Source organism: Streptomyces cinereoruber, from assembly GCF_009299385.1.
GTDB lineage: Bacteria > Actinomycetota > Actinomycetes > Streptomycetales > Streptomycetaceae > Streptomyces > Streptomyces bikiniensis.
The window spans coordinates 2700256-2718148 of record NZ_CP023693.1; the positions used below are offsets into that span (position 1 = coordinate 2700256).

11 protein-coding genes are annotated in these 17893 nt (G+C 75.6%); 5 read left to right on the forward strand and 6 right to left on the reverse strand.

What is annotated here, in order from left to right; all coding sequences use genetic code 11:
* Positions 1-11 precede the first annotated feature (11 nt).
* From CP977_RS11985 to CP977_RS12005, 5 genes are all read left to right on the forward strand, one after another.
* Positions 12-1433 (forward strand): FHA domain-containing protein, encoded by a 1422-nt coding sequence (locus CP977_RS11985; protein WP_152370070.1) that lies wholly within the window; start codon positions 12-14, stop codon positions 1431-1433.
* 73 nt (positions 1434-1506) lie between these two features.
* Positions 1507-1911, forward strand: a complete 405-nt coding sequence (locus CP977_RS11990) for a globin (RefSeq protein ID WP_062755573.1) — start codon at positions 1507-1509, stop codon at positions 1909-1911.
* A gap of 405 nt (positions 1912-2316) precedes the next feature.
* A complete protein-coding gene (locus tag CP977_RS11995; RefSeq protein WP_152370071.1) occupies positions 2317-5682 on the forward strand; it encodes an ABC transporter permease in 3366 nt (1121 codons plus the stop codon).
* Between the two features lie 443 nt (positions 5683-6125).
* Positions 6126-9107, forward strand: a complete 2982-nt coding sequence (locus tag CP977_RS12000) for an FtsX-like permease family protein (RefSeq protein ID WP_152370072.1) — start codon at positions 6126-6128, stop codon at positions 9105-9107.
* Positions 9104-10126 (forward strand): ABC transporter ATP-binding protein, encoded by a 1023-nt coding sequence (locus CP977_RS12005; protein WP_229991633.1) that lies wholly within the window; start codon positions 9104-9106, stop codon positions 10124-10126. Before CP977_RS12000 ends, CP977_RS12005 begins: the two co-directional genes overlap by 4 nt.
* A gap of 22 nt (positions 10127-10148) precedes the next feature.
* On the opposite strand, the gene CP977_RS12010 is transcribed toward CP977_RS12005, so the two are convergent.
* The 6 genes from CP977_RS12010 to CP977_RS12035 form a co-directional block, all read right to left on the reverse strand.
* Positions 10149-10820: a DUF8010 domain-containing protein gene (locus tag CP977_RS12010; RefSeq protein ID WP_109185972.1), complete on the reverse strand. Its 672-nt coding sequence runs from the start codon at positions 10818-10820 to the stop codon at positions 10149-10151.
* Positions 10817-11242 (reverse strand): acyl-CoA thioesterase, encoded by a 426-nt coding sequence (locus CP977_RS12015; protein WP_053648794.1) that lies wholly within the window; start codon positions 11240-11242, stop codon positions 10817-10819. The genes CP977_RS12010 and CP977_RS12015 overlap by 4 nt, the downstream gene beginning before the upstream one ends.
* A 7-nt stretch (positions 11243-11249) precedes the next feature.
* Entirely contained in the window at positions 11250-12914 is a 1665-nt protein-coding gene (gene ettA, locus CP977_RS12020) for an energy-dependent translational throttle protein EttA (RefSeq protein ID WP_062755567.1), read from the reverse strand.
* 323 nt (positions 12915-13237) lie between these two features.
* Positions 13238-14689 (reverse strand): LAETG motif-containing sortase-dependent surface protein, encoded by a 1452-nt coding sequence (locus tag CP977_RS12025; protein WP_062755565.1) that lies wholly within the window; start codon positions 14687-14689, stop codon positions 13238-13240.
* Between the two features lie 225 nt (positions 14690-14914).
* On the reverse strand, positions 14915-15499 hold the full coding sequence (locus tag CP977_RS12030; protein WP_152370073.1) for a single-stranded DNA-binding protein: 585 nt from the start codon (positions 15497-15499) through the stop codon (positions 14915-14917).
* 231 nt (positions 15500-15730) lie between these two features.
* Complete coding sequence (locus CP977_RS12035) at positions 15731-17893, reverse strand: GTP-binding protein (protein WP_372460642.1); 2163 nt, start codon at positions 17891-17893, stop codon at positions 15731-15733.

Sequence of the window (17893 nt, forward strand, 5' to 3'; positions counted from 1 at the left end):
GAAGCACCGACATGCCGACCTGCCCGAACGGACACCAGTCGGTCTCCGACGACTGGTGCGAGGTCTGCGGCCATCGCATGGCCGCGGCGGGCGCGCCGACGGGTGCCGTACCGCCGCCTCCCCCGCCGCCGCCCTCGTACGGATACCCCGGCCCCGGTGGACCGGGAGGCCCCGGCGGCCCCGGTCCCGGTGGTCCTGGCCCCGGCCCCGGCCCCGGTCGGCCTCCGGCCGGCCCCCCGCCGGGTGCCCCCGGCGGCTTCGGTCCCGGTGGCGACCCGAACGCCACGGCCCAGGCGGAGCTGTGCCCGCAGTGCCGTACGCCGCGTGAGCACATGGCGCCGTTCTGCGAGGAGTGCCGCTGGAACTTCCTCACGAACACGGCGACCTCGTACACCCCGGTGGCCCCGGCCAACCTCCCGCCCCGGCAGCCCGGGCCGCCGCCCGGCCTGAACCTGCCGCCGGGCTTCCAGACCCCGCCGCCGGGCGCCCCGCAGCCGCCGCAGCCGCAGGACCCGTTCGGGTACCAGGGCTCGCGGCCCTCGCAGGTGAACCGTCCGGCGGAGCCGCTCGGCGCCGAGCCCACCCACCACCAGGCCCCGCCGCAACGCCCGCAGGCACCGCAGCAGCAGCCCCCGGGACAGCAGCAGCACCAGGCGCCGCAGCCTCCGGGGCAGCAGCACCAGGCCCCTCAGCACCACCAGCAGCAGCCTCCGGCGCCCCCCGCGTACCACCAGGCTCCGGCCCAGGCGCCCGCCCAGGCCCCGGCGCCGCCCGCGCCGCCGCAGCCGCGCGCGGACGACGACTGGCTCCTGCCCCCGCCGTCCCAGCACCAGCCGCCGCAGGCGCCCCCGCAGCAGCACCAGGCACCGCCGCCGCAGGCGCCCCCGCACCAGGGACCGCCGCAGCACCAGGGACCGCCCCAGCCCCCCGCGCACCAGGGGCCCCCGCCACAGCAGCATCAGGCGCCTCCGTCGCCCCCGCAGCAGCACCAGGGGCCGCCGCAACAGTTCCAGCCGCCGGGGCCGCCCCGGAGCTGGAGCGCGGTCATCGGTCCGGACCGCGCGTACTTCATGGCGATGATGCAGCGCAGCGGCCCGGAGGCCACGGGCCTGAACCTGCCCGCGTACTCCCCGGACAAGCACCTGCCGCTCCAGGGCAACCAGGTCTCCATCGGCCGCCGTCGGCACTCCACCGGCGAGTCCCCCGACATCGACCTGTCGGTGCCGCCGGAGGACCCGGGCGTCTCGCACCAGCACGCGGTCCTGGTGCAGCAGCCGGACGGCTCGTGGGCGGTGGTGGACCAGAACTCCACCAACGGGACCACGATCAACGGCGGCGAGGAGCCGATCCAGCCCTACGTCCCCGTCCAGCTCCAGGACGGCGACCGGGTGCACGTCGGCGCCTGGACCACGATCACGATCCGCCGGGACTGAGCCCCTGAGGAAGCCGGGGGCCGGGGGTCCTGGACCTCCGGTCCTCGGCCGGGGCATCTGAGACGATGGAGCGGTGAGCGAGATTCCCGGGAACACGACACAGGAGCAGACCTTCTACGAGCAGGTCGGCGGCGAGGAGACGTTCCGCCGTCTCGTCCACCGCTTCTACGAGGGCGTCGCGGAGGACCCGCTGCTGCGCCCGATGTACCCCGAGGAGGACCTCGGCCCCGCCGAGGAGCGCTTCGCCCTCTTCCTGATCCAGTACTGGGGCGGGCCCCGCACCTACAGCGACCGCCGGGGCCACCCCCGCCTCCGGATGCGCCACGCCCCGTTCGCCGTCGACCGGGCCGCCCACGACGCCTGGCTCCGCCACATGCGGACCGCCCTGGACGAGCTGGGCCTCGCGCCCGAGTACGAGGCGGAGCTCTGGCGGTACTTCACCTACGCCGCCGCCTCGATGGTGAACACGGCGGGCTGACCCCGGCTCCCGGCCCGCCCCCTGGTCCGCGACTCGCCCATGGGCCTCCTCGCCGGCGGTCTCGCGCCGGCCTGTGCCGTCTGCGCGGCGGCCACGGTCGCCGGCGGCCGGCCGGCCGCTTCACGCACAGGTGGGTACCGCACGGGGAGTGACGGGGCGGGGAACGGCCGGGCGGGGCGGGCGCCAGGTGCTTCCGGGCAGCACCGGGGGCACTTCCGGGCAGCCCCCGCGTACGGAAGGGCACATTCCGGAGCCGTGGCACCGAATAACGGTCACGATCGCGTCAAGGTGGGCCCGCAAGCGGTTTCCAGCCGTACGTGCGTTCTGAAAGCATCCGGGAGGGGTGCCGGGGCGTTCGGAAGGCGTTCGTCGCGCGCACCGTGATCAGGGCGGCCAGGGGGACGGGTGACGGGGTTCGTATTTCTGCGTGTCGGGGCGCACCGGCTGCTGCTCGCCGCCGCGCTGCTCTCCGTGCTCCTGACCACCTCGGTGCTCGCCACCCTCGCCGCCTTCTCCGGCGCGATCGGGGACGCCGCGCTCCAGGCGGGCCTGCGGGGCCGGTCCGCGGCCGCCGCCTCGCTGCTCGTGAGCGGCCAGGTGCCCGCCGAGAAGCGGGCCGCCGCCGACGCCGCCGTACGCGACGGGACGCGGGCCTCCTTCGACGGACTGCCGGTGACCGTGCGGCGGCTCGAACACTCGGGGACGTACTCCCTGCCCCGGACCCTCCAGCCGGCCACCGCCCGCGAGGGCGAGCCCGACCTCACCCGCTTCGCTGCGCTCGACCGCTCGCGGCTCTCCCTCGTCCGGGGCTCCTGGCCCTCGGCCGCCCGGCCCAGCGGCATGGTCGAGACGGCGCTGCCCGAGGAGGCGGCCCGGCGTCTGAAGGTCGGCCCCGGCACCGTGCTCGACCTCACCGACCGGCTCACCGAGCGGCGGGTGAAGGCCCGGATCACCGGCGTCTACCGGCCCGTGGACACCGCCGACCTGTACTGGCGGCTCGACCCGGCCGGCGGCCGCGGCGTGCGGACGGTGTCGTTCACGACGTACGGGCCGCTGCTCGCCGACCCGGCCGTCCTCGCCTCCGGGGCCCTGGCCCCCGGCGACACCTCCTGGCTCGGCACCGCCGACTTCACCGGCCTCACCACGGACCGGATGGACGCGCTGCGCGCCGCCGCGACCGAGGGCCCGAAGGCGCTGGCCGAGAACCGGGCCGCGTTCGGCGCGACGGTCTCGGCCTCCACCGCGCTGCCCGCCGTCCTGGAACAGACCGGGCGGGCCCTGCTCGTCTCCCGCTCCACCCTCCTGATCGTCGCCGTGCAGCTGGTGCTGCTCGCCGCGTACGCGCTGCTGCTCGTCGCCCGGCTGCTCAGCACCGAGCGCTCCGGCGAGACGTCCCTGCTGCGGGCGCGCGGCGCCTCGCGGCGCCGGATCGCGGGTCTCGCCGCCGCCGAGGCACTGCTGCTCGCCCTGCCGGCGGCGGTCGCGGCCCCGCTCCTGTCCGGGCCGCTGACCGGGCTCTTCGCCGAGCGGTCCGCGCTCTCCTCGCTCGGGGTGCGGCTCGACACCTCGCCCTCGCCCGGGGTGTGGCTGGTCGCCGCCGTGGTGGCGCTGTGCTGCGCGGCGGCCGTCGTGGCGCCCGCGCTCGCCGCCGGGGACGGCGCGGCCGTCTCGCTGCGCAAGGCCCGCTCGGCGTCGCTGCCCGGCGCGGTGCGGGCCGGGGCGGACCTCGGGCTGCTCGCCGTCGCCGCCGTCGCGTACTGGCAGCTCCAGCGGCCCGGCGCGGCGGGCGGCACCCTCGGCGCGGACGGGGGCGGGGGCTCCGTCGATCCGGTGCTCGTCGCCGCGCCCGCCCTCGCCCTGCTCGCCGGGACCGTCCTGACGCTGCGGCTGCTGCCGCCCGCCGCCAGGCTGGCCGAACGGCGGGCGGCCGGCGGGCGCGGGCTCTCCGCCGCCCTCGCCGGCTGGCAGTTCAGCCGCCGCCCGCTGCGGGGCGCGGGCCCCGTCCTCCTGCTCGTCCTCGCCGTGGCGATGGGCATGCTGGCCATCGGGCAGAGCGGCTCGTGGGAGCGTTCGCAGCGCGACCAGGCCGACTTCCGGGCCGGTGCGGACATCCGGGTCCTGAGCCCGGGACCCGGCGAGCCCACGCGGACCGAGCGCCTGGGCGCCGTGCCGGGCGTCGCGGCCGTGGCGCCCGTGCACCGCACCACCGTGGACGTCTCCGGGGGGAGCGCCACCGTCCTCGCCGTGGACACCCGGAACGCCGCGGGCGGCCTGCTGCTGCGCCCCGACCTCGCCGGCACCCCGGCCCCGGACCTGCTCGCCCCGCTGGCCCCGAAGGCCGGGCCGCGCCCGGGCCTCGCGCTGCCCGCCGGGACCCGGACGCTCACCGCCGACCTGCGGGCCGCCGCGCCGGCGGGCAGCGGGCCCTCCCGGGTCACGGCCGTCCTGGAGGACCCGAGCGGCGTCCCGTACCGGCAGGCCCTGGGCACGCTGCCCTCCGACGACCGCGTCCACCGGCTGACCCTCGACCTCGGCGCCCTCACCGGCGCGTCCGGCACCTCCGCGTCCGGCAGCGGCGACGGCCGGGGCTCCGGCGGGCTGCTCACGCTCACCGGTCTGGAGTTCGACGGCGGGCTCGCCGAGGGCCCGCACCACACCCGGACCGTCCGCGTCGAGCGCCTGACCACCACCGGGGCGGACGGCGGGACGCGGACGCACGCGCCCGCGAAGGTCCTCGCCGACTGGTCGTCCGGGATCGAGCAGACCGAGAGCGGCGAGGGAGGGGAGAGCCGCGCGGCGGCCGGCGGGCCCGGCCGGGCCGCACCCGGCGGCGGCCCCGCCCCGTACTCCGTCTCGTTCGGGGCGCGGGGTCCGAAGGCCGGCGACCTGCACGCGGCACCGGAGGAGTACACGCTGCGCCTCGCGGCCCCCGCGCCGAAGCCGCCCGAGCGGCTGCCCGCCGTGGCCACCGGGGCCTTCATGGCGGCGACCGGCGCCGAGCCCGGCGACACCGTCGCGGTCACCGTCGGCGGCCTGCGGGTCCCCGTCTCCGTCGACAGGGTGGTCGAGGAGCTGCCGACCACCGGGCCGGGCGCCCGGACGGCCTCCGCCGACATGCCTTCGGACGGCGGCGCGCTCCTGTTCGACCTGAACGCCGTCAACCGTTACCTGGCCGGGTACGGCGGCGGGACCGCGTCCCTGCCTGCCACCGAGTGGTGGCTGACCGCCGCCCCCGGGCGGACGGCCGAGGTCGCCGCGACCCTGCGGGCCCGCCCCGACGCGGACCCGGCCCAGGTCCTCGTACGCGACGAGATCGCCGCCGAACTCCTCGGCGACCCGCTCGGCGCGGGCCCCAACGCGGCCCTGATGGCGGTGGCCGCGGCCGCCGCCGCACTCGCCGCCGTCGGCTTCGCGGTCGGCTCGGCCGGCGCGATGCGGGAGCGGTCCGCCGAGTTCGGGGTGCTGCGGGCGCTCGGCACGCCGCAGCGGCGGCTCGCCCGGCTGATCGCCGCCGAGCAGGGGCTGCTCATCGGCATCGGACTGCTCGTCGGCATCGGGCTCGGCACCGTCCTGGCCCGGGCCGTCGTCCCGCTCGTCGTCCTCACCGGCCAGGCCGCCCGGCCCGTCCCCCCGGTCCTGGTCGAACTGCCCCTCGGCCAGGTCGCCCTGCTGGTCGCCGGGGTCGCCGCCCTCCCCCTGGCCATCGTCACCGCGATCGCCCTGCGCCGTACGGACCCGGTCGTGACCCTGCGCCACCAGGGGGCGAGCTGATGTCCCCGGGCAACGAACACGACGACGACACACCGGACCGGTCCCGGGGCGGCGCCTCGAACAACAGGGGTGCCGCCTCCGACCAGGCCCGGAACGCCCCCTCCGTGCCGCCCCGGGACGGCACGGACGCCCCTCTCGGTCGGGGGCCGAACGCCGCCGGTACGGACGGGGCACCGGCACCGAGCACGTCCGGGTCCTCCGGCCGGGCCCCGGCCGGAACTCCGTCCCCGAGCACGGACCGGACCCCGGACGAGAACCCCGGCACGGGCGAAAAGCCTGCCCCGGACGCGAGCCGGACACCCGACCGGGCCCCGGACGAGACCCCGGGCGCGGGCGGGGCCTCCGGCCGGACCCCGGACAGGGCCCCCGCCCCGGACCGGGCGCCCTCCGCCCCGGGCGGAGACGGCACCGACCAGCCCGACGTACGCAGGAAGGCACCCGACATGTCCCGGCCCCGGTCCTCCCGGCCCGACCAGCCTTCCGGATCCGGCGACCGGCCTTCCGGGTCCGGCAACCGCCCCTCCGGATCCGGCGGCCGGTCCTCCGCGCACGACGCGCCCTCCCCGTCCGGCAGGACCCCCCGTGCCGTCGCCCCCTGGGTGCGGACCCGGCTGCGGACCGCCCCCCGGGCCGCCGCGGCGCTCGCGCTCCTCGTCCTGGTCACCACCTACCTCGCGGCGGCGCTGCCGCGCGCCGTCGACCGGTACGAGACGGAGGGCCTCCGGCACGGCATCGCGTCCGCCGCGCCCCGCGACAGCGTCCTCGAACTGACCTCGCCGCTGCCCGTCGCCACCCCGTCCCAGTACGCGGAGGTCCTGTCCCCCGATGCCCTCCGGAAGCGGAGCGACGAGCTGCGGGCCCTGCTGCCCGACCCGATCCGCACCGACCCGGCGCAGACCGCCCACGGCGTCCGTACGGTCGCCCGGCTCGAAGGGCTCGACCCCTGGCTGCCCCGGCCCGACGGGATCTCCCCCCAGTTCGTGCTCTCCTCCCCGTCCGGCCTCGACCGTCACGCGACGCTCCGGCAGGGCAGGCCCGCCGCGGGCGGCCCCCTCCGCCCGGAGGCGGTGGTGACCGCGAAGACCGCCGAGGCCCTGCGCCTGAAGCCCGGTGCGGTCGTGCACGTGCCGAGCCGGAACGGCGAGCGGGTCGCCGTCACGGTCACCGGCATCGTGGAGCCGCACGGCCCCGACGCCCCCTACTGGGCGGTGGAGCCGCTGCTGCGGGCCCCCGTGCTCGCCCCGCTGGTGGACGAAGAGGTGAAGTACTTCTGGCAGGCGGCCCTGCTCCTCTCCCCCGACTCGGCCGCCTCACTGCTCGCCACCGCCGGCGAACCGGAGGTCTTCTTCCGGTACGCGCCGACCGCCGACCACCTCACCGCGCGGGACACCGACCGGCTCTCCGCCACCCTCCACTCGATCGGCGGCGGCCCCGACCTGGTCAAACTGACCAGGGCCGTGGGCGGCAACGTCACCGTCACCACCGGGCTCGACGAGATCGTCGACGCCTACCGCTCGATGCGCGACGCGATCGACCCGGTCGTGGCCGTCGCCGTCTTCGGGATCGGCGCGGTCGCGGCCGTCGTCCTCGCCATGACCGGCGGGCTCTTCGTCGCCCACCGCGACGCCGAGCTGGCGCTGCTGCGCTCCCGGGGCGCCTCCCTCACCGGCATCGGCCTGCGGCTGCTCGGCGAGACGTCGGCGGTCGCCGTGCCCGCCGCCGCGCTCGCCCTGGGCCTCGCGGTCGCGACGGTCCGCCCGCCCGGCGGCGGGTCCGGGGCGGCCGGGGCGGCCGGCGGTCCCGGAGCGCCCGAGGCGGCCGGGGCTGCCGACGGAGCCGGGGCGGTCGGCGTGCTCGGCGGCATTCCCCTCGGCCCCTCCCTCCTCGCCGCCTCCGCCGTCGCCCTGGTCGCGATGCTCGTCCTGCCGCTGCGGGCGGTCGTGCTGCACCGGCGCCCGCGTCTGCACGGCGGCCGCGACGACCTGCTGACCGCGCGCCCCTCCCGGCGCCGCACCGTCCTCGAACTCACCCTGCTCGTCCTGGCCGTGGGCGCGGTCGTCTCGCTGCGGCTGCGCGGCACGGGCGACTCCGGCGACCACCTGGTGAGCGCCGCCCCCGTCCTGGTCGGCCTGATCGCCGCCATGGTGCTCGTACGGATCTATCCGCTGCCGCTGCGGTGGCTGGGCCGCCCGGCCCGCCGACTGCGCGGGGCGGTCGGCCCGCTGGCCCTGGCCCGCGCCGGCCGCTCGTCCTCGACCGGCATGCTCCCGCTGCTCGCCCTCGTCCTCGCGCTGACCACGGCGGCCTTCGGCGGCTCCGTCCTCGCCGGCGTCGCCGACGCCCGCGACCGGGCCGCGCTCCTGTCGACCGGCGGGGACGCCCGGATCGACGGCTCGGTCGAGTGGACCCCGCTGCCGGCGGGCCTCACCGAGACCGTGCGCGGTACGGCGGGGGTGCGGGACCTGGCGGCGGTGCAGATCGAGTACGGGGTGGCCCTGCCGTCCCACGAGGGCACCATCGCCCGGCCGATGAGCGCGCCGCTCGTGGGCGTCGAGCCCGCCTCGTACACCCGGCTGGCGGAGCGGACCGGCTTCGGCCCGTTCCCGGCGGAGCTGCTGGCCTCGACGGGGAAGGGCGGGGAGGCCGCCACGGCCGACACCGGCCGGGTGCTGCCCGCGATCGCCTCGCCGTCGGTGGCCGAGCGGCTCGGCCGCGAGCCGCTGGAGGTCGTGGCGGCGGCCGGGACGTTCCGGGTGAAGGTGGTCGGCGTCCGGGCGGCCACCCCGGCCGTGCGCGGCGAGGACTTCCTCCTCGTCAACGGCGCCGACCTCACCCGCCGGGCGGCCACCGCGCTGCTCGTCACCGGCCCGGTGGACGGAACCGCGCTGCGGAGCGCCGTGACGGCCCGGACGGACGCCTTCCGGGTGACGCTGCGGAGCGAGGAGCGGGCCGGTTACGTGGACTCGCCGCTCCAGACGGGCGCCGAGCGGATCTATCTGGGCGCGATCGGCGCGGGCGCCGGTTACGCCGTGGTGGCCGTGCTGCTCTCCCTCGCGCAGAACGCGCCGGAGCGCGGCGCCCTGCTCGCCCGGCTGCGGACGATGGGCCTGACCAGGAGGCAGGGGCGGCGGCTGCTCGGTCTGGAGGCGCTGCCGCAGGCGGTCCTCGCGGCGCTCGGCGGCGTACTCGTGGGCTGGGCGGCGGTGCCGCTGCTCGCACCGGGCGTGGACCTGTACCGGCTGGCGCTGGCGACGGCCCCGGGGCTCGCCCGGATCGACGGCGCCCCGCTGCGGGCGGACCCGTGGTCGCTGCTCGTGCCCGCGCTCGCCGTCGTGCTCCTGACGGCGCTCGCGGCGGCCGGGCAGGCCTGGTGGGCGGGGCGCAGGGGCTCGATCAAGGAACTCAGGGCGGGAGACGCACGATGACGAAGACCGGAATCCAGGGCGGTGCCGGTGCCGGGGCCGCGGGTACCGGGGGCGCTGGGGGCACGGGCGCCGGAGGTGCCGCCACCCTCGAAGAGCTGGAGCGGCGGGCGACGGCGCGGCGGGACCGGCCCTCGTACGGTCACGACGCGCTCATCGCCTGTGACCGGCTCGTCCGCATCTTCACCACGGACGGGGTGGAGGTGCAGGCGCTCCAGGGCCTCGACCTCCTCGTGAAGGAGGGCGAGCTGATGGCCCTGGTCGGCGCGTCGGGCTCCGGCAAGTCGACGCTGATGAACATCCTGGCGGGTCTGGACGTGCCGACCGCCGGCGCGGCCCGGGTCGCGGGCTGCGACCTGCTGGCGATGGACGGCGGGGCGCGGCTGCGCTACCGGCGCGAGGTCGTCGGCTTCGTCTGGCAGCAGACCGCCCGCAACCTCCTCCCCTACCTGACGGCCGCCCAGAACGTGGCGCTCCCCATGCAGTTGCGGGGCCGGTCGAAGACGCGGCAGAAGACGGAGCGGGCGGAGGAGCTGCTGGCGATGCTGGGCATCGCGGAGGTCCGCGACCGGCGGCCGCACCAGCTCTCCGGCGGCCAGCAGCAGCGGGTGGCCATCGCGGTCGCCCTGGCCAACGACCCGGCCGTGCTCCTCGCCGACGAGCCGACGGGCGAGCTGGACTCGGCCACCGGCGAGCAGGTCTTCGCGGCCTTCCGCCGCGCGAACGAGGAGCTGGGCACGACGATCGTGATCGTCACCCACGACCAGGCGGTCGCCTCCGAGGTGCGCCGCACGGTCGCCATCCGGGACGGCCGCACCTCCTCGGAGGTGCTGCGCCGCACGGAGGTGGACGACCAGGGCCAGGAGTCGCTGGTGGCCCGGGAGTACGCGATGCTCGACCGCGCGGGCCGCCTCCAGCTCCCGGCGGAGTACACGCAGGCGCTCGGCATGGAGCACCGGGTGGCCCTGGAACTGGAACAGGACCACATCGGGGTCTGGCCGGACGACGCGGAGCGCCGGTAGTCCCGCGGGGCGGGCGCCGGGGTCAGCGCCCCGGCGTCACCGGCAGGGTCATCGGTACGGTGCGGAGGGCGACGGAGCCGTACGGGGTGCGCAGGCGCAGCCACGGGCCCGAGGCGAACAGCGCGACCGGGCCCTCCTCCACCCCGGCGGGCGGCAGGAAGCCGAGGGACTGGGCGGCGTGGACGGCCCGCAGGGGCAGTCCGGTGGCGCCGAGGGTCCTGGACCAGATCTCGCGGCCGATCCGGTCGCGCTCGGCGCGGGTGCGCCGCTCCTCGGGCAGTTCCTCGTCCCTGGTACGGAACTCGGCGACGGCCGCCGCGACCGCGCCCCGCATCTCGGCGGCGCCCGGCAGGCCCTCGACCGGCCGCCAGCCGGAGCGCGGCGGCAGGACGCCCGCCCAGGGCGGCCCGGTCACGGCGCCGGGGACGACCGCCTTGCCCGCCGTCTCCTCGATGCCGTCGAGGAGTTCGCCGGCGGAGACGGTGACGTCGAGGTCCACGGCGTCGACGAGCCGGGCCGTGCGGATCGCGAGGACCTCGAACGACGGCGGGCGTCCGAAGACGGCCAGCGCCCCGCCGCCCGCCTGGAGGCGGACGGCGGCGGCCCGGTCGTAGTGGACGAGCCGGGTCAGGAAGGCGGCGAGGGCCGCCGCCTCCCGGGCGTCGGCGAAGTGCAGCGGCGCGAGGACGGTCATGCGGCGGCGGTCATCCCGTCGTCCACGTACTCCTCCAGGAAGGAGCGCTCCTCGGCGGTGATCCGCCGGGGCCTCTGCGCCTCCAGGTCGAAGGGCACGACGACCGTGGACGCCCGTACGTAGACGGTGTCGGGGTCCTTGATCTCGTACGCGATCGTCAGCGACGCCGCGCCTATCTTCGTGACCCACGACTCGACGGTCACCGGCTCGTGCCGGTGGACCAGCGGCCGCACGTAGTCGATCTCGTGGCGGGCCACGACGGACCCGCCGGAGAACGAGGGGGAGCCGTTCCCCGGCGCCAGGCGGAACATGAAGTCGATCCGCGCCTCTTCCAGGTACCGCAGGAAGACGACGTTGTTGACGTGCCCGAAGGCGTCCATGTCCGACCAGCGCAGGGGGCAGCTGTAGATGTGCCTCGCCATGGGTCCGTCAGCCCCGGGTCAGCTTCTTGTGGGTGGCGCGGTGCGGACGGGTCGCGTCCGGGCCGAGCCGCTCGATCTTGTTCTTCTCGTACGACTCGAAGTTGCCCTCGAACCAGAACCACTTGGAGTCGCCCTCGTACGCCAGGATGTGCGTGGCGACCCGGTCGAGGAACCAGCGGTCGTGGGAGACGACCACGGCGCAGCCGGGGAAGTCGAGGAGCGCGTTCTCCAGGGAGGACAGGGTCTCGACGTCGAGGTCGTTGGTGGGCTCGTCGAGGAGCAGCAGGTTGCCGCCCTGCTTGAGGGTGAGCGCCAGGTTGAGGCGGTTGCGCTCGCCGCCGGAGAGCACGCCGGCCGGCTTCTGCTGGTCCGGGCCCTTGAAGCCGAACGCCGAGACGTAGGCGCGGGACGGCATCTCGACCTGGCCGACGTTGATGTAGTCCAGCTCGTCGGAGACGACGGCCCACAGCGTCTTCTTGGGGTCGATGTTGGAGCGGCCCTGGTCGACGTACGAGATCTTGACCGTCTCGCCGATCTTGATCTCGCCGGAGTCGGGCTTCTCGAAGCCCTGGATCATCTTGAAGAGCGTGGTCTTGCCGGCGCCGTTCGGGCCGATGATGCCGACGATGCCGTTGCGCGGCAGGGTGAAGCTGAGGTCGTCGATGAGGACCTTGTCGCCGAAGGCCTTGGAGAGGTTGTTGACCTCGACGACGACGGAGCCCAGGCGCGGGCCCGGCGGGATCTGGATCTCCTCGAAGTCCAGCTTCCGCATCTTGTCGGCCTCGGCGGCCATCTCCTCGTAGCGGGCGAGGCGGGCCTTGGACTTGGCCTGGCGGCCCTTGGCGTTGGAGCGGACCCACTCCAGCTCTTCCTTGAGGCGCTTCTGGCGCTTCTCGTCCTTGCGGCCCTCGACCTTGAGGCGCTCGGCCTTCTTCTGGAGGTAGGTCGAGTAGTTGCCCTCGTACGGGTGGGCGCGGCCGCGGTCGAGCTCCAGGATCCACTCGGCGACGTTGTCGAGGAAGTACCGGTCGTGGGTGATGGCCACGACGGTGCCCTTGTACTGGGCGAGGTGCTGCTCCAGCCAGTTCACGGACTCGGCGTCGAGGTGGTTGGTGGGCTCGTCGAGCAGCAGGAGGTCGGGAGCCTCCAGGAGCAGCTTGCAGAGCGCGACGCGGCGCTTCTCGCCACCGGAGAGGTTGCCGACCGGCCAGTCGCCGGGCGGGCAGCCCAGGGCGTCCATGGCCTGCTCCAGCTGGGCGTCGAGGTCCCACGCGTTGGCGTGGTCCAGGTCGTCCTGGAGCTTGCCCATCTCCTCCATGAGCTCGTCGGTGTAGTTCGTCGCCATCTCCTCGGCGATCGCGTTGAACCGGTTGAGCTTGCCCTTGATCTCGGAGACGCCGTCCTCGACGTTCTCCAGGACCGTCTTGGACTCGTCGAGCTTCGGCTCCTGCATGAGGATGCCGACGGAGTACCCGGGCGACAGGAAGGCGTCGCCGTTGGAGGGCTGCTCCAGGCCGGCCATGATCTTCAGCACGGTGGACTTACCGGCGCCGTTCGGGCCGACCACACCGATCTTCGCACCGGGCAGGAAGCTCAGCGTCACGTCATCGAGGATGACCTTGTCGCCGTGCGCCTTGCGCGTCTTGCGCATGGTGTAGATGTACTCAGCCAAGAGAAACCGTCCGGCAAAGAGTGAGTGGGCAGATACACCCCATCTTGCCTGACCGCCACCCCCGGGCGGAAACCGGTAAGCCCGGAGGCCCGGCGCGCGGACGGGGCGCGGGCGGGGTGGTGCGGGGGTTTTCGGGGCTCGGACGTGCGGGCCCGCGCGTCCCGCGCCCGTACGTACGGGTCCGGACGCGCGACGACCCCGGCCGCGGGTGCGGTCCGGGGTCGTGCGGGGATCACGGGGAGGGCGCCGTGTGACGCACCTCACTCCGCAGGGTGCTGCTCGGGCCCGGTGCCGGACGCGGGGTCCGGCACCGGGGCCTCGGCTCAGTGGCCGGCGGTCTTCTTCTTGCGGAGGAAGAACACCGCGCCGCCGCCGACCAGGACGAGCGCGGCGGCGATGCCCGCGATCATCGGGGTGGCGTTGGAGCTGCCGGTCTCGGCGAGGTCGCCGCCGCCGGTGGTGCCGGTGCTGCCGCCCGCGGTGTCACCGCCGGTGGTGCCGTCCGTGACGGACGGGGAGGGAGCCGGGGTGGTGGGCTCGGTGCCGGGGGTGGTCTCGGAGGGCTTCGGGCCCGGAGGGGCCGTCTCGCAGTCCAGGACGCCCTCGAAGGTCTGCTCGAAGCCGTTCGGGCCGGTGATGGTGAACTTGTAGGCCTCGTCCTCGGCGAGCTTGACCGGGATGGTCTTGGTCTCGCCACCGGCGACCGTGTAGGAGGTGCCCTTCAGCTCGAAGGTCCAGTCCTCGTCACCCTCGTTGGAGGCGACGACCTCGAGGCCGCCCTTGGCGCAGTCCTTGGCGACCGTGACGGCCGGGATGACGCCCTTCTTCGCCCAGGCCGCGGTGGCCTTGGCCGTGACGGTGGAGTCGCTGGAGCCGGCCAGGATCAGGGTCTGCGACGGGCCGTCGATGGAGACGAAGGCACGGCCCAGCTGAACCTTGGTGGTGGCCTCGACGGCCAGCTCGGCGGTGCCGTCGGCGGTGCCGGCCGGAACGTCGAAGAAGATCTCGTCGCCGTTGGAGGCGGTGGTGACGGGCTCACCGGCCTTGTTGACGATCTTGACGCCGGCGGCGACGCCGGGAACGGCGGCGACCTTGACGCCGTCGTTCGCGACGTTGGTGTTGACCGTGATCGGGCCGAGCTTCTCACCGGACTTGCCGGCGACGGAGGACGGGGAGAGGCTCAGGGAGGGCTTGGGCTCCTCGAGCTTCTTCGCGTTCTCCAGGAGGTACGTGGTCAGCTTCAGGGCGTCCTCGGCCTTGGGCTTGGCCGTGACGTCGTCCGAGAGGGTCCAGATCGCGGCCTGGGTGCCCGCGGCGGCCTCGCTCTTGGAGAGGTCCACGCCGAGCTTGTCGCCGAGGTCCTTGGTGGAGAGCTTCGGGTAGCCGTTCTCCAGGATCCAGAGGATCTTGCCCGCGTTGTCGTTGTTGTGGAGGGACGACTGGTCCCAGCCGACCTCCTTGTAGTCGAAGTCGTGCTTCGCCGGGGTGCGGAGGTCGATGCAGTACGTCGAGAGGGAGCCGCCGCCCTCGACCTGCATGTTGAAGAGGCCGCCCTGGACGGACCAGGGGTCCGAGCCGTCCTTCTCGAAGATCTGGACGCCGCCGGACTCTTCCTTGGACAGGTTGCCGAGCTTCGCCTTGACGCCACCGGCGCCGGGGGCGTCATCGGCGAACGCCGGACCGGCCATCGCCATCGTGCCGGCGGCGACGAGCCCCGAGACCAGGGTGGCAGCGGCGAGGCGGCGCGCAGTGCCCCGCCCACGAACTGAAAACATTGGATTCCCCTCCGGGCGAGCCACTCCGCGAACAGCGTTGTTCCGCGTGGGGGGAGCGCACGCCTACAGACTCACAGACTCGATGGGCTCACGTGCCACATGAGTACCCGGGAATCCTAGGGATGCGGAAGCCCCCGGTGCCCGGCCATACGGTCAGACAACCATTCCGTCTCGGAATCGTTATCACGTGCGGTGAGTTGGTCGACAAATCGTCACGACGCAAGGTCAGGACGTGGTTACCAGCCCGTGTTCGGCGCTCTTTTCCTCTCCTTTTCCCCTGATTTCCGCCGCCCGGGCCGCCGTTTCCGTCCGTGTTTCCACCGCACTCCCGGAGACCGCTCCCGCCACCGCCTCCGCCACCGCTTCCGTCCAAGGGTCCCTCTCCGGCGCCGGGCCGAGCGAGGGTCCGTCGCCGGGGCGCGGCTCCCCGTCCGCCCGCGCCCGGGACTCGGCCCGCGCCGCACGCCGGAAGGCCGCGGTCCCCCGGGCCAGGTCGTGGCCCACGGCCAGCGCGTCCACGTCCACGAAGGTCTTGCGCTGCCCGTCGCGCTCGTCCTCCCGGACCCTCAACCGGCCGTGCACCACGAGCGGTTCCCCGACCGAGACCGAGGCCGCGAGATTGGCGCCCAGGGAACGCCAGGCCGACACCGTGTAGAAGCTGGTGCCGCCGTCGGACCAGAGGCCCCGCTCCCGGTCCCAGCGGCGCGCGGTCACCGCGAACCGGAACCGGGCCACCCCGCCCGTCGCCGTCTCCCGGTACTCCACCGCCGTCGCCACGTTGCCGACGAGCGTCACGGTCGTGTCGTTCATGGTCCGCCCCTCCGTCTCCGCCGGACGCCCTCCGGTCGGGCGCCCTTCCGATCCCATGGTGGGGCGAAGGGGCGAATCCCGCCGGAGCCTGTGGAAAACCCCGCAACCGTGGACAACTCCGTTACCCGGAAGGGTGAGAACCGGCGGAGGGAACGGGGAGGGGCGGCAAGGGGAACGGGGAGGGGCGGCAGGGGGAGGCCGCCCCGGTTAGCAGAAGGGGGCCTGCCCCGGCTACCTCGCCCGGGCGCCCGCGCGGGTGGCGCCCAGGCGCCTCGTACCGGAGCGGTAGCCGCCCACGACGCGGGCCGACGCGCCCAGGACGCGGGCCGACGGGCGGCTGCCCACCACCGTCGCGTACTGCTCGCGCACCTCGCGGTAGCGCACCAGCTCGGCCGCCACCGGGTCGAGCACCCGGGCCCGGCCGCAGGCGGCGGCCGCCTCGCGCAGCCGGCGCTCGGCCTCCTGCCCGTACCGGCGTGCCGGGCCCTTCACCGCGCCCTCACAGGCCCATTCGACGAGCGGGCCGCCCACGATCCCGGCGAGCATCACGAGGACCGGCGGCAGCAGACCGGGCTCCAGGACGCCGATGATCTGCCCCACCAGCCAGAGCGCGCCGAAGATCTGGAGGAGCGTCATCACGACCTGGGCGAGGACGGCGGCGGGCCACCAGGCGGGCCGGGGCGGCCGGGCGGCCGGGTCGCCGAGGGAGAGGGCCAGTTCGTCCAGGGCCTCGGGAAGGCCGTCCGCCCCGCGCGTCGCCGCCTCGCGCACGGCCTGCGCCCACGGGGCGGGGAGTCCGCGCGAGGCGTCGTCGGCGACGATCCGCACGGCCTGCTCCACGCGCTGGCGTGCCGTCAGCTCCTCCTCGGCCGGGGGCGCGGGGTGCGGTTCGGCGGAGCCGTGCGCGCGCTTGCGCTCGTACCAGCGGTAGAGCCGCAGCCAGGGGGTGCCGCAGGCGCGGATGGCGCCCCGGCGCCAGACCCGCTCGGCGGCCTCGCCGGCGGCCTGGGCGCCGACGGCGGCGGCGAGGCGGTCCGTGAAGGCGTCCCGGGAGCGCTCGTCCAGACCGGCGCGCCCCTCGGCCACGTACGCGTGGCGCAGCTTGGCGGCGGCGGCGTCGATGTCGGCGGAGAGGCGCCGCTCGGGGGCGGTCCTCTCCTGGACGAAGCGGGCGACGAGTTCGCGCAGTTCGGGGACGCCCTCGCCGGTCAGGGCGGAGAGGGCGAGGACGGTGGCGCCGGGTTCGCCGTGCTCGCCGAGGGCCACGCCGTCCTCGTCGAGGAGGCGGCGCAGGTCGTCCAGGACGAGGTCGGCGGCGTCGGTGCCGAGCCGGTCGATCTGGTTGAGGACGACGAAGGTGACCTCGGCGTGGCCGGCGAGGGGGCGGAGGTAGCGCTCGTGGAGGGCGGCGTCGGCGTACTTCTCGGGGTCCACGACCCAGATGACGCCGTCGACCAGGCCGAGGACCCGGTCGACCTGATCACGGTGGGCGGTGACGGCCGAGTCGTGGTCGGGCAGGTCCACGAGGACGAGGCCCTGGAGTTCGGTGTCGCCCGTGCCGCCCGCGAGGGGCCTGCGGCGCAGCCGGTTGGGGATGGCGAGCCGGTCGAGGAGCCCGGCGGCGCCCTCGGACCAGCTGAGGGCGATGGGCGCGGCGGTGGTGGGGCGGCGCAGGCCGGTCTCGGAGACGGAGACGCCGGCGAGGGCGTTGAAGAGCGTGGACTTGCCGCTGCCGGTGGGGCCCGCGACGGCGATGACGGTGTGCCGGGAGGAGAGCCGCTGGCGGGCGGCGGCCTCGTCCAGGACGCGCCCGGCCTCGGCGAGGGCGTCGCTCTCCACGCGCGCGCGTGAGAGGCCGACGAGTTCGTGGAGGGCGTCGAGGCGGTTGCGGAGGGGGCGGCCGTAGTGCCCGCCGAAGGGGGTCGGCACGTCCTCGGCGCCCGCCCCGGGGCCTCCGCCTTCGAGGCCTTTCCCGGCCTCCTCCTTGAGGGCGGCGCGCTCGCTCGCACGGCGGGCGATCAGGCCGTCGTCCCAGCGGCCGAGGTCGCGCTCGCGGTCCCGGTCCCGGTCGAAGTCCTCGGGGCGACGGTCCTGGTCCTGTCCTCGGTCGCGATCACGACTCCGGTCCCGGCCGAGGTCGAGGCCGAGGTCGTCGGAGTGACGGCCCCGGCCCCCGTCCTGGTCGCGACCGAGGTCGCCGGACCGACGGCCCTGGTCCCGATCACGATTCCGGTCCCGCCCCCGATCCCGCCCCTGCCCCTGGCCCCGACCCCGGTCCGGGTCCCGGCCGAGGTCGAAGTCGAAGTCGCCGGAGCGGCGGTCCCGGTCCTGGCCGGGGTCGCCGGGGCGGCGCTCCCGTCCCTGGTCGCGCTTGCGGCCGTCTTCCAGCTGCAC